12 protein-coding genes and 1 pseudogene are annotated in these 13922 nt (G+C 40.8%); all 13 read right to left on the minus strand.

Translation table 11 applies throughout. From position 1 onward, the window contains the following. Positions 1-102: 102 nt before the first annotated feature. Positions 103-1065, minus strand: a complete 963-nt coding sequence (locus tag J4856_RS11895) for an IS256 family transposase, variant Zn-binding type (RefSeq protein ID WP_428842430.1) — start codon at positions 1063-1065, stop codon at positions 103-105. Beyond that, positions 1065-1391, minus strand: a complete 327-nt coding sequence (locus J4856_RS11900) for a hypothetical protein (RefSeq protein WP_065367684.1) — start codon at positions 1389-1391, stop codon at positions 1065-1067. Before J4856_RS11900 ends, J4856_RS11895 begins: the two co-directional genes overlap by 1 nt. Before the next feature lie 363 nt (positions 1392-1754). Next, positions 1755-1973 (minus strand): DUF1810 family protein, encoded by a 219-nt coding sequence (locus J4856_RS13360; protein WP_072904667.1) that lies wholly within the window; start codon positions 1971-1973, stop codon positions 1755-1757. A gap of 4 nt (positions 1974-1977) precedes the next feature. Further along, positions 1978-2160 (minus strand): annotated as a pseudogene (locus J4856_RS13365) (DUF1810 family protein); the annotation flags it as partial. A 186-nt stretch (positions 2161-2346) separates the two neighbouring features. Next, entirely contained in the window at positions 2347-2931 is a 585-nt protein-coding gene (locus tag J4856_RS11915) for a hypothetical protein (RefSeq protein WP_025837740.1), read from the minus strand. A 29-nt stretch (positions 2932-2960) separates the two neighbouring features. Beyond that, complete coding sequence (locus J4856_RS11920; RefSeq protein WP_025837739.1) at positions 2961-3410, minus strand: hypothetical protein; 450 nt, start codon at positions 3408-3410, stop codon at positions 2961-2963. 174 nt (positions 3411-3584) lie between these two features. Then, positions 3585-4217, minus strand: coding sequence for an orotate phosphoribosyltransferase (pyrE, locus tag J4856_RS11925; RefSeq protein ID WP_025837737.1), 633 nt, complete (start codon positions 4215-4217; stop codon positions 3585-3587). 225 nt (positions 4218-4442) lie between these two features. Then, a complete protein-coding gene (locus J4856_RS11930; RefSeq protein WP_065367683.1) occupies positions 4443-5429 on the minus strand; it encodes a hypothetical protein in 987 nt (328 codons plus the stop codon). A gap of 20 nt (positions 5430-5449) precedes the next feature. Next, complete coding sequence (locus J4856_RS11935; protein ID WP_083130781.1) at positions 5450-6808, minus strand: BT_3987 domain-containing protein; 1359 nt, start codon at positions 6806-6808, stop codon at positions 5450-5452. A gap of 32 nt (positions 6809-6840) precedes the next feature. After that, complete coding sequence (locus tag J4856_RS11940; protein WP_025837734.1) at positions 6841-7986, minus strand: DUF1735 and LamG domain-containing protein; 1146 nt, start codon at positions 7984-7986, stop codon at positions 6841-6843. A 6-nt stretch (positions 7987-7992) separates the two neighbouring features. Next, the gene (locus tag J4856_RS11945) at positions 7993-9030 is read right to left on the minus strand and encodes a glycoside hydrolase family 18 (protein WP_025837732.1); all 1038 of its coding nucleotides are present in this window, start codon (positions 9028-9030) and stop codon (positions 7993-7995) included. 25 nt (positions 9031-9055) lie between these two features. Beyond that, positions 9056-10615 (minus strand): RagB/SusD family nutrient uptake outer membrane protein, encoded by a 1560-nt coding sequence (locus J4856_RS11950; RefSeq protein WP_025837730.1) that lies wholly within the window; start codon positions 10613-10615, stop codon positions 9056-9058. A 9-nt stretch (positions 10616-10624) separates the two neighbouring features. Then, positions 10625-13597, minus strand: coding sequence for a SusC/RagA family TonB-linked outer membrane protein (locus tag J4856_RS11955; protein ID WP_249117983.1), 2973 nt, complete (start codon positions 13595-13597; stop codon positions 10625-10627). Positions 13598-13922 lie beyond the last annotated feature (325 nt).

Raw genomic sequence — 13922 nt, forward strand, 5'->3', positions numbered from 1 at the left:
GCTTTTGTAGGAGTTTCTAGGCTTATGTGACAAAAGTGTGCTTATTTTAGCGTCGTTTTCTCTTATGTGACAAAAATGTGCTTAAAATCTCCCATTCCCCTTTTATTTCTTAGGAGAATGGGACTTTATAAAGTCTTGGATGAAGATCTTTCTTCTTTCCATACTGATCCCCTTGTGTAGGTTCAATTTTGTCTTTAAATCTGCATTGAGTGATTCAATGGCATTGTTTGTATTTGGCATCTTCAATTCAGGGTAATCATAGTATGTCCACAATGACGACATATTCCTTTTAAGGCTCAAAAAAGCACTACGTAGAGCTTTATGAGTATAATGTGATTTTCCATCTTCTGTTGTTGTCCGTTCCTTAAGAAAATCCTCCCACTTGGTGTACCATTCCTTTAAAGCCCCAATAAAGGACTCCTTGTCCGTATGACATAACATCTTGGATAATTCAAGCAGTTCTTTTGAAGCCTCAAGCTTGGGTCTTGAAGTTAGTTTTGTCTTTATAGTCATTACTTGATGGAACTGGCATAATTGGAATTTATAATTGGGAAAAGCTTGCCTAAGTCCCTTAAAACCATCGCATACAAGCCCTTGAATGGTATACCCAAGTGACTCCAAGTAGCTTATGCCCTCCTTATAGTCTTCAAGACGTTCATGCCTATTGATAAACTTAAACCAAAGTACATCACCAGACAATGAATCCTTCATGATAACGACACCAAAATTACGTCCCCAATAGGTGGCATCCATTAAAACCACTACAGGGCGAACAAGAAGGTTGGGAAGTTCTTCTTTATAAGATTTGGTGAGTTTTCTATAAATTGTCCTGGTTGAAACTCCGTACTCCTCTGATAGATCTTTGACTGTTAGATTACCCTTGGAATAACGATTATTGACAATGGTATTGGTAAGGCGATTATGTCCAACAAAGCTCCTCTTACAGCACTTACAATACCAGCGTTGACTACCATTAAGATGACCACGTTTTATAGTCGATTTTGAGCCACAATAAAAGCAGATTTTTTGCCATAAAAATATAAATAAAACAAAGATAATGATTATTAGATAGTTACAAGGATTTTAAGCACATTTTTGTCATATAGGCCAGTTTCTATAACTTCTACAAGAGCTTCTAAGCCATTTCCAAGATTTTCGGTAGAAGATGACACTACCCGACCTTCATTGCTTCCTGCAGCACGTGAGGCAGGACTTCCTTCTGAATATTGACTTGTACTCAACCCAAACGACACCAGACTACCCTTTGCGTCAGCTGGTGCATCATCATCGTTAATAACTGAATTTTCGGTATTGTTACACCCTGAAAACATGGTAACTACCAAAGACAAGAGCAATGGCAGCAGCCAGAAAGTTGTATTTTTCTTATTCATTCTTAGTGATAATACTGGTAAGATGTACATACAAATTACCAAATTTTATACTCAATTTATATTTATTGTCTGCAAAGGTACGATTTTATTCGCTAATAACATATATTAATAAGAACAAAAGAACATATTTTTAGGCATTAAAAGAGAGTTCAATACGCATGTGCGACTTTAGCCAGATCCTTTTCGCAAGACTTTACTGTGTTCCACCTGTATCCAAGTTGCAATACATTCTACCATCAACACATTTAGTGCACATGCACCACACAACACGTATTCATGTTATGCACAAGTGGTGTCTAACCTTCGTTCCATACATGTTAACCCACATCACGTTATTTGGGAAAGGAAGATTAGGCTATTCTCTTAAGCAGACTGATTATTAGAGGTAGAAGAGCTCCAACCCTTATTTCCTCTCCTTTGTAAGGTCAGACTATCTCGAGCTCCGTCAAAGAAGGTTTCGAGCATCTTTTCGAAGGTATCACTTGGGCCGACAGCATCAAAGAGAGTCATAAAGAGACAGAACTTTAAGGCTTCAATTCTACGCCCCATCACCTCTTTCACTTCCTTAGCAGAATGTTGCAAGACGTCATTCGTAATCTCTCGCAGCCATTCGCTCAGTAGAAGAATGAATCAAGTAGACACGTGATTCATTGGCTTCTACAATACCATAACACAACGGCCGATAGCTGTGACCAAATCCTTTCAATCGTGGGAGAACAAACCAAATCCAACGTAAACGCTTCTCAGCCTCCTGCATTTCGTCCAATGCTTGACAATAAACTTCCTACGTGTTCTATGCTTCAACAAATCGTTTAAGTCAAAAAAGTGCATTTCCTTCGCTATTTAACATCGTTTCAGGCTATAGATTAAAGGGTTAATTACGATGGAAGGTGAACGTACCACACATATATAAAACACGTGTGCAACCATGAAAGTGACAATAAAAGTCACAGTATTAATTAACGCCCAAAACGCCAGTTGGTCCCGTACAATTAGCACGATAACGGATAAGTTTCTTACCCCCCTCGCCACTCACGATGTTACCCCCAGTATTAAGGTTATACTTACGATGGCAGTTAGTACAAAAGGCAAAGCCATCACCACTTAATTTTAATTCATAAGAGCGCAAAGGAAGTACATTCGGCTGAAAGCAATTAGGACATTGTAGGTCATATGCATACAATGGAGCAGGAACATCAAGATTACCATACCCGACTATAAGTCCGTTGTTCTGTCCCACATGCTTCCAACTCTCCAGTTTAAGATCGATACCATCAAACCACACAGGAGAGCCCGACCGCAGTCCTTGATTATTCTCAAAAGAGAAGCTATGACGCCCACTAACGTATGAATATCGTATGATACAATATACTCCAGGCGACATTGAGTTGAGCGCAGAGGCAAGGATAGGGTCTTGATGCGTATCGTTATGGAAAGTAAAAAAGATACGACGGCTACTGTATTCATAGTCCACCCTATCACCACATGATGATAATAGGATGAGAAACAGTAAGAGAACAGATTGAACACAACGTCTCATCATAATTTTAGTTTCCACATGTAATGATATTATTCAAACGGAATCATTGCCAGTGCATCGGCAATCTTCTCAATGCCCTCTTGCAAAGGCTTTGACACCATGCCCTTTGCAAAGAAAGGAATATCAGCGTCAATCGTGAGTTTCATCTTTGAAGAAATCTCCGTGACAGGAAGTATCTGAATCCAAAAATTGAATGACAACGGAGAGTTATCACTTTTAAACTTGATTGTCTTTGGTTCTTCACGTTCTATGATACGCATAGAAATCTGGCCCACTGGGTCAACATTCATAGACAATGAGTCTTGATCAAAGGTGATATTCTGTAATCTTTCTTTCACCTTGTCCATCTCATCGTTACCTATAGAACCTTCCGGAAGACGTTCTTTCAGACGCTGTACGTTATTTAAATCACTCAACGTGTTGTAAACACTTTGTTGAGAATGTGGAATTTGCTTTACGCTACTTTCAAACTTTGTCATTGATAATTTTTATTGCGAAGTTAAAGAGAGGAGGATTGGAAAGAAGAGAACTGTTCGCTATAGAAGGATGTTTCGGATGGCGGGGACGCACGAATTATGCGCCCGCTACATCGAATCCTTTTCAAACATTTCCTATGCAAAAAGGTTCTTTACTTCCAATGGGATGTCAGAAGATTACTTTTTCCAATTCGCTGGGTCTTTACGCCAGTCGTGTAACATAGTAACCTCAGACTCTTTGATATAACCTGTCTCGAGTGCTTTTTCTACGACATGTTCATAATCCGTGAGTGTCACGAGTTTCACATCAGCCTCACGGAATGCCTCTTCAGCAACAGGGAAACCATAGGTATAAGAAGCAACCATACCCACAACCTCAAAACCTGCTTCACGAAGTGCAGCAACAGCCTTCAAGGAAGAACCACCAGTAGAGATGAGGTCTTCTACAACAACAACCTTCGAACCTGCAGGCAGTTCACCCTCAATCTGGTTCTTCATACCATGATCCTTTGGTTTCGGACGAACGTATGCGTATGGCAATGCCAACTCATCAGCAACAAGCATACCCTGTGCTATAGCACCCGTAGCAACACCTGCCACAGCTGTAGCCTCAGGGAAGTTCTCAAGGATAGCATGCACCAACTCTAGTTTCACAAACGAACGCACATCGTGGAACGACAACGTCTTACGATTATCACAATAGAATGGTGACTTCCAACCACTTGCCCATGTAAATGGGTCGTTAGGCTGCAACTTAATAGCTTTAATTCCGAGCAGTTTGCCTGCAAAGACTTTCTTTAAATCTTCCATCTTGATAGTTTATGGTTATATACTAATTGCAAACTTACGCATTTTTTCTGAGATTAAGGGACAAAAATATGATAAAAGAAAATAACGAGTCACAGCCTTCCCTTTTCATTTACAGCAAAGAAAAAGGGATACACCTATAGAAAGATGTATCCCTCTTTGCGATAAAAAATAAGTCCGAGAACTATTAATCTTTATTTCTTCAATAAAATCATATTAATTCAAGGATTAATCCTCAGCTTCCCCCTTTGGCAAAACAAAATAACCGTAGTGCAGGTAGTTGTCCTTCAATACCCACATGATTCCCCATACATGCGTATCTGAAACCTTGAGTATTTCAACATTAACTCCTTCATACTGAGTTACAGAAGTGCCCCAATAATCGGATTTAACTTCAACCTTACCATCAGTCTTCATGCCTATTGTAAGATCGCCACTGAACCAGCACTTGATATAGATACCATCGTAATAGTTCCATTGTGCAAGCTGCTTACCATCCTTTTCGCCTATTGACTTGCTTCCATACCCCCTTGATTGAGTATTATCAAAGACAATAGTCTCACTTGTAGAAGCCATTATATCAGCCTTCTCCTCATCTGAATAAGGAATATCGGTTGTTGTAACAGTCACTTTCACAACCTTGCTGACACCCATCTTGTCAGTAATCGTAATCATAGCCGTACCATTACTGAGGGCTTTGATGGTAATTACGCCATTTTCAATAGAATAGATATCTACAATATCATTATGGTCGCTGACTGCTTCATATCCACCATTACCACCAGTAATAGTCAACAGAGCATAGCCATCAGTATGACCAACCTTGATAGTCATGTTGACTTCATCCTTATCGAGCAATAACGTCTTATACATAGCTTTGACCAACACTCGCTTGTAATTGCCAGCTGCATCAGAAACAACAATACCCGTAAAACCACTTTTTACAGCAGTAACACTTATCTTATTCCCATCAATGTTCATCGTTGCCACATCTGGATTCTCACTGAAAGCCTTGTATTCACCACCACCTGCAGTGATATTGAACGTAGTTGTTTCGCCCACACCTACACTCACTGTATCGGTATCGAAAGTGAGAGCTGTCTCAACCTTAGGTTCCGGTTTTACTTCTGGGCTATCTTCCTCATTGCTACAGGCAGTAAAAGCCAAAGCAAGACATGCCGTTAGTACGGCTGAAAAGAAATATTTAAGTTTCATTATTTCAAATATTTAGTATGTTACCAATCCTTTGCATAACTACCTGTCAGTACAGTCTCTTCTCCGTAGAAGGCACGTGTGATGTTGTTCAGACGAGACACATAACCATTCCGTGGGGTTAAACCAAAAACCATCGTACCGCCATAGCCATCAGTCTTGATAGCAGTTGCAGTATTAAAAGAAATAATACGTCCCTGTCCAAACTCTGATGAACCTTGTATCATACCCTTAGGTAACAATCCTTCATAGTTGCTAGACAGATCGCCATAGCGTCCATAATCCTGCAAAGCATAGTCGATAAATTCGCCCGGCTTATGACCATCAACTGACGATAAGCTACCCGTACGGCTATAGACATACACCTCAATAAGTTTGTCAGGCATGATTCGCTTACATTCATAACAAAGACGAGATGCTGCCTCATTAGAAGGAGAAGCGAAGCCTGGGTAATTGCCATAACTTGAATACTCATCATCAAAGAATATACCATCGAGTTCATAAGCATCAACAACAGCTTTCAACTCCTGTGCAAACTTGATTGCACCCTCCTTAGTAAGGTTTGCCACACCCGAGCGATCATGGTTTCCAAGGATACCGAGGATAACCTTCATACCCTTTTCCTGCAAAGGCTTAAGATATTTTTCCTTGTAATCGAGTAAGTGCTGTACATTCTCGTTGTTATAATTATACACTTCACCTGTCTCTGCATTGTAATTGATGTTACCAGAGAAAAGTATCACTTGGTCGAAAACATATTTCTTTGATTCCTTCAAGGTGTAACAGAGGTTGTGAAGCGGATTGGCGTCGTTGACCTCCATACAGCTGATTACCTGCAAGCCATTGTCCTTATGGCAGTTTGGCATCTTAGTAATATCGCGTACAAAAAGGACAAACTCGCCTTTTTCCTTTGAAGTCTGGCTGGCACCCTTTACACTCAAAGGGATAGCATAAACTCCATTTTCCTTCAAATCGGTAGCTGTAGTATAGCTGACCGCCACCTTAGACGACTGCTTTGCACCCGCATTTACCATAGCAGTACCACTCACCTTGACAAGAGATTCAGGCAATGCTTCGAAGGTTGTACCATGTGCCTGGTTGTAATTCTCAAGTGCTTTGGCATCATAAGACAGCGTGTATTCCTCATTAGCCTTGGCTGCCTCAACAAGATTCACGTAGAAATCAGTAGAACCTTTTTCATTAAAGACAAGGGAATCTTGGTTGCTACAGCCATACTTGTCAGTAATGAAAGCAAGATTATTTTCCAATGTCTTGTAACCGCTTTCAGAAACAAGAGGCACTTCGATGCTCTCAGAGCAGGATACGACCAGAGCTATACCGAGCATTGAGAGTACGAGTGTTTTTATATTATTGATATTCATAAATGTCATTTTGATTAAAAGCGTTTAATAGATTATTTCTCCGGTAATGAAACATTGTGCCAAGAAAGAGGTTTGTTTGCCTTAGCATCATTACCATTACCAGTAGCATCCTTTACAATATTAGGACTATTAGAGTTGTCCATCTTCCAATAGCCTACCAAGCCAGGAGTCTTCGGATCAACACCATAGATATGTCCTGCTATCTCCTCTTGTGTACGGACAACATTCCAAACACGTACTTCAGACATATTACCCTCAAACCAGCGAGCATCATCATAAGACTTTCCGATAAGGAACATACGATCAGGTGAATCGCCCTTGATAGTAACCGTACCCATACGAAGCGTACCTGCTGACTGCAAAAGTCCATTGACATAAACCTTCACTTCACGTGTATCCGCATTGTAAGTCATTGCCACATGCTGCCAACGCTTTGTCTGCAGGCCCTTGTTAGAATCTGCATCAGGGAAGTTCCCACTACTTGTTGCTATCTGAATCTGATTATCTGGGAAGCCTGCATCACCAATACGCATAAGGAACTTGCCCTCAATACCCATCACAGTAGAAATAAGCTTACCGAACTCACGTGGATAGATGAGGGCCTCCATAGTAATCTGATGCATATCAGTAACCATGTCTGGAGTCTTCCAATCTACCTGTAGATAGTTCTTGCTCATGTCTGCAACAACATTGATAAGTGCGCCTGCACGGAACACAAAGTAATAATTCTTTGCAGACTGTAGGACTTCAATGTCATTACATTCTACAGTTACAGGCAATACGTATATTGTTGAGCGGTCCAATTTATCGAGCTTAGAGAACTCAATCTGGGCCTCATTACTCTTTACACTACCCTGATTGATCTTCACTTCACTCTCGAGGAACTTATAACAAGTATCAGGTAACAACACTGCATTGCTATAATAAGCCTTATTATAGGTATCAACAAGTTGCTTTGCAGCAACAAAAGTAGCCCTAATCTCCTTTTCTGCAGGGCGAGGTGTAGAGAGTTTCAAAGACTTCACGAAAGTAGTTGCATCTTTGATGATGGTCTCATTAGTAAATGTCTTTCCATCTATGAACGCCCTACTTACAAAGTCAGCTTCATCATTATTCTGGCATGCACCCATCAATAGGGCTGCTACCAGTACAGGAACATATTTAAATAGCTTCTTCATTTCCTTTTACTCTTTAACGGTTGGATTGATAATTGAGATTACCTTACGTAAGTTAGGGTAAGTGAAAGAGGCATTGTAATAGTCAACATTCGCACTCAACAACCCCATTCCAGCACAAGTATAGCCAGTATGGTCTGACGCTACATACTTTGCAATACCATACATTGCCAAAGATTTACCCCAGTAGCCAGTCTTGGTATCGGTCTCATCGATAGATTTATTATTTGCTAACACAACGAACTTATCTGTTGGAACACCTTCTACCAAAGCCCTGCGAACCAAATAATCAACTCCTGACACCGACTTCTCGTCCTGTGTTGGAATCACGAGATAACGTGCTTGAGCAAACAGGCTCTTATCTGTAACATGCTGTGGACGACCCATCATAATCAATTCCTTATCCTTATGACGCTCTTTCCAGTCCTTAGAAATTCCTAAGAAATCATTCTCTAAAGCGATAGCCTCAGCCTTTTCAGCATCCGTGAGATAATATGTTAACTTTGCATTGAAGTCCATGATGACTCCGTCATAGTTATACTTGTCAATAAAATGTAACTGTGTATTGACCGTATCAACCAAGAAACCATTGAAATCACGGAACTTCTTATTTGCATTCTCAGGCTTTGCCATAAAGGCTTTCTTCTGTGTTTCATAAGCCATTTTGAGCGCATCAAAACTTATCTGAAACACAACTTTCGTTCCTTTCCGACTTCTTACCTCGGCTATTTCCTGCATCATCTGTTCAGTAACCATTCCTGGATTCGTCAGTACAACATAGTCAACACTATCAGGAACGGCATTGATATGCTGCGCTTGTGTAAACGGAACGGTCTGACTATTATCAAACCATGCCATCATAACCTTATGATTGCTTGCTTTGTAAGCACGAATACCAACAAGGTAATTCTTATAGAGTTCAGGGTTCTGATGCTCTATACCTGACTGATTGATTTTAACAGGTTCAACATCTGTATCACAGCTTGACACAAGCAAAGCCACTGCACAGAGCGTTGAATATGCTATATATTTAATGATATGTTTCATTTTCTTTCTTTTTAATCGATAATCATTACTTTGCCCACCAAACATCTGTAGCCATATTATCTGCACCACCAAGCATACCTAAAGCTGCATTGTAGTTTACAGTGTTGTCTCTGCGTTCCTCCTGTGGATAAGACAAACGACGTGCACCACGCTCGCTGTTTACTATACCACCACTATTGTTTACCTTCACAGGCATCAACTTAGGGAAACCTGTACGACGATAGTCAGCCCATGCTTCCAAGCCAAGAGGGAACATAGCTAACCATTTCTGAGTGATAATACGTTCTAACTTCTGCTCTTCACTATTACTATCATCCCAAGCAATTGTAATCGTTGAGACCGATCCAGAGTATGAGTTGAGTCCGGCAGGGTCTGTATAGACTGCAGGTGTACTGCTGTTATCAGCCAAATAAGCTGTTGCACCCTTTGCGCCCCACTGTTCAAACGATAGTTCTACACCTGTCTTATAGAAGTCACCAGCTGTTCCGCCCATGTTCCAGTTCTTCAAAGCACCTTCTGCACGGAGGAAAGCTACCTCAGCTGCATTCATCCACATGAGTTTGCTATCGGTATTTACATTATAGTTACTATAAGCATGAGCAACCTCTGCACCAGGAATCTGGATACCAGAACGTAATCCATAATAACCATTTGTACCGCTTGCAAAACTTGACTTTGTGAACATCACATCACGACGTGGGTCGTTATAACCATTCATATAAGTGGTAATATCTGCGCCAACACGTGAGTCACCACCATTATACTCATACATCACAACTCGGAAAGGATTGGTATTTGATAAAGTCATGAAAGCATTATCATCATTGGAAGTCATCACACCAACTTCATTAGCAATCGAAGCCTCAGCCTCATGTTTTGCCAACGCTGGATCAGCCTTTGATATGCGAATAGCCAAACGAAGACGAAGAGAATTGCCAAACTTAATCCACTTCTCAACATTACCACCATATACCTTGTCAGCCTTTGGCGAGAAGTTCAATGTGCGATTAGCTGTCAGTGTGGTAATCGCCTCATCAAGCTGCTTGAACATCAGCTTATAAACATCCTGTTGAGAATCATAAGGTGCAGTGATTTCACCATTCTGTCCTACTTTAGAATAAGGTATCGGACCATAAGCATCGGTAACACGATGGATACCAGCAACCTTTATAATCTGTGCTACAGCCAATGGGACAGGTTCATCCGTAGCACTCTTCACCTCATTGAAATAGATAAAGAGTTTTGGAAGGAAGTCTCTAAACAATACTCGGCTCCAACCATTCTCTGGACTATATTGCGCAAAGTTCTTACCTGAAAAACCAGCATTAGAATCTGAGAGATAACCACCATAGGAGCCACCACACAGACACTCTGTAAACTGATTGGTATTGACATCCGTAGGAACCACCCAACTCTGGAGGTTCACCATGGCTGCACCCAAAGAGTAAGCATCACGTTTTGTTTCATTTTTTGACACACCATATGGATCTTGGTTATATTCCTCATAACCATTGGTACATCCAACCAGACTCACAACCAAGCCCGCAGATATAGTTGACAATATGATATTTCTTAACTGTTTCATAACTTTGATTTAGAATTTAAGTTTGATGTTGAAACCAATATTTCTCGTACTTGGTGTCATAAACTTATCAATACCCTGATAATAGTTGCCTGTCGTAGCTGTTGTCTCAGGATCGAAAGGAGCCTTACAATAGAACATTAATAAGTTACGACCAGTCACAGAGAGGGTCAAATCGCCAAGACCGAAGAAGTGATTCTTCTTGAAGGTATAACTAAGACTAGCCTCCTGCAAACGAACATTCGTTGCACTATAGGTATAGAACTGTGGGATACCATCACTTCCACCAACTGTTGAGTACCATGATTCTGGGTTAAGATGGTCATTGCCATTTACCTCCATATATCCCTTATCACGTACCTTTGCACTTGCTTCTGATACTCCGTAAAGATCGAGTGCTGCCTGCGTTGCAGAGTAAACAATACCACCGAAACGTGCACTTACCATCACACTAAGGTTAAAGCCCTTATAAGAGAAATCATTGCGCCATGCCATGTTTGCCTTAGGGAATACTGAACCCAACTTCACATCGCCTACATTATTATTACGATATACCTTACCATTCTTATCGATATAAACACGTCCCTTATCGTCACGCATCAAATCAGTCAAAGAATAGAGGTCACCTAAAGTGCCGCCTTCCTTTAAAATGAAGTGTGCATTGCCTAATCCTCCTACATCAAGACGGTCTTTATTGATAACAGTACCTGTTTCTGGGTGAACGTAGTTACGAACCAACTCATTGATACGGTTGCGATTAGAACTCAAAGTATAGTTACTTGACCATCCAAAGCCGCCCCAATTGTTGCTGTAACCCAAAGCTACCTCAAGACCATTGTTTGACACATTACCAGTCTGGATATAAAGTGCAGAATAACCAGATGATACCGAAATATCAGGGTTGAATGTCTGGTTGAAAGTCTTTGTCCAATAAAGTGTTGCATCCAAGTTGAAGTGCTTGAGGAAACGAGCTTGTAAACCAATTTCCCAAGAGTTTGTTGTCTCTGGTTTCAAGTCATAGATAGGATAGATAGTCTGACTCTTCCACTGCTTTGTTGTGTTATCCCACTCATACTTTGGATTTGCAATATTGCGAAGGAATGGGATACCTACAGAAGCAAACGAACCACGTACCTTCAGATAGTTGATAGCCTGTGGCATCTTCACTGACTCTGAAATAATCCATGATCCACCAACAGAAGGGTAGAAGAATGAGCTCTTGTTAGAGTGAGGACCTGCCAACATTGAAGGCCAGTCATTACGTCCAGTAACCGTCAGATACAGCTGGCTCTTCCATCCAAACTCTAAACTACCAAGAAGTGACTTCGTCTGCTCATGATAACCATTTGGCAAACGCTTCTCACGAGCCGCATCAACCTGATATTCATTGAATACATTTGGAATCAGGTTATCAGCTATCGGACCATCAAGACCAGTCTGGTCCTGCTTGATATCAGAGAGACTTGCACCGACATTAGCTACAAACGACAACTTATTCTCTAAGAAGTGCTTATTGATATTCAACATAACATCACCATACACCTGCTTGTCATCAGTCTTCATCTTTGCATACTGACCATTAGCACCTGCTATCGTTGTGTTAGTACTAGCATAATACTTCTTCTCGAAAGTATTTGTTGCATTGTCTATACGGATGCGACCAACAACATTCAACCAATCTGTTACCTTATAAGTAAGACCAGCATTCATCATATAACGATACTTTTTATTGGTACGAATGTTACGATAGTTAATCCAATAAGGGTTCTGACCAACAAACTCACTAATAAGGTTATTCCAATTCTGTGTGTAAATATCACGTGTCGTATCGAAATATTCAAACATAGCCATGTCGTTGTAGTCATTACCACGTGGATAGAGGTAAGCTGTCACCAATGGATTGGCATAAACTCCCTGGTTGGTCATATTGCGATCATTCTGGATGATATAACTTGCGCCAACATCTAACAATAACTTGTCGCCCAGCATACTAGATGTATTGCGAAACGTAAAGTTATAACGATTATAACCATTGTTAGGAATAATACCGCCTGAATTCAATGCACTTGCAGAGAAATAACTCTGATTCTTTTCCGAACCTGTTGAAAGGGTGAAAGTCTCAGTAGTCATGATACCTGTCTTGAGATAATCTTTTTTAGGATCATAACCCATGAAATTGGCATTATTCAACCGACGTCCCCAGCTATAGCTATCACCACCAGCATCACGCAGGCTACTACCCGTTCCATAACGATTCTGAAACTCTGGCAAACGGAAAGCAGAAGATAGTTCTGTGCTCTGACTAACAGTAAACTCTGTATGTCCAACCTTTCCTTTCTTTGTCGTGATGACAATCGCACCATTAGACGCACGGTTACCATAAAGAGCTGCGGCAGCTGCACCTGTCAAGACTGACATACTCTCAATGTCTTCAGGGTTGATATCAGCGATTGCCTCTGTCGTACCATTAGATCCAAAGGAAGAATCGCCGCCACCACCGAGATTGAACATTGGTACGCCATCAATAACATACAAAACATTACTTGACTGCTCAATACTACGTGTACCACGCATAACAACCTTTGAAGCTCCACCGGCACCAGATGAACTAGCATTGATATTCACACCAGCAACCTTTCCACTAAGAGAATTGATGAAGTTAGCATCCTTATTTGTTCCTAACGCATCACTATTCACCTGCTGTACGTTATAACTCAATGCCTTTTGCTCACGCTTTATACCAAGAGCGGTCACTACAACCTCGTTCAACTCCTTGGCACTACCCATAGAAAGAATGATATCGTATTTATCAGCTTTACCAATACGCACCATCTTTGTTGTGTAGCCAATGTAAGAGATTTCAAGTTCAGCACCTTCTTCTGCCATCAGCGTAAACTGACCATCTATGTCAGTCACAGCGCCTCCTTGGGTTCCTTTCAGACGAATCGTTGCACCGATTACCGGCTCACCATTCTCATCCTTCACAACTCCGACAACTTTCTTCTTTTCGCCAGCATCTTGCGCCTTTTGCGAAATCTGGGTTGACGAAACAGAAACTGAATTTCCATTTTTTGTCTCAAAATAGCCATGGCATCATTCGATGTTGCGTTCTTCTTATTACCAGCAACATCATGAGCGTCCATGCTTAGATGAAGACATAACAGGAATGCAGTCAAATACAGACCATTTCTCATGTTACTCATTCAGACTTAGTTTTTAGTTTTAAGAATTTATTATTTGTTATTTGTTTAATTCAGAGGACAGAGCTTTTCAAATCTTAGGATGTCTTTAAGTGCTATCAATATGTATC

Source organism: Prevotella scopos JCM 17725 (assembly GCF_018127785.1).
GTDB lineage: Bacteria > Bacteroidota > Bacteroidia > Bacteroidales > Bacteroidaceae > Prevotella > Prevotella scopos.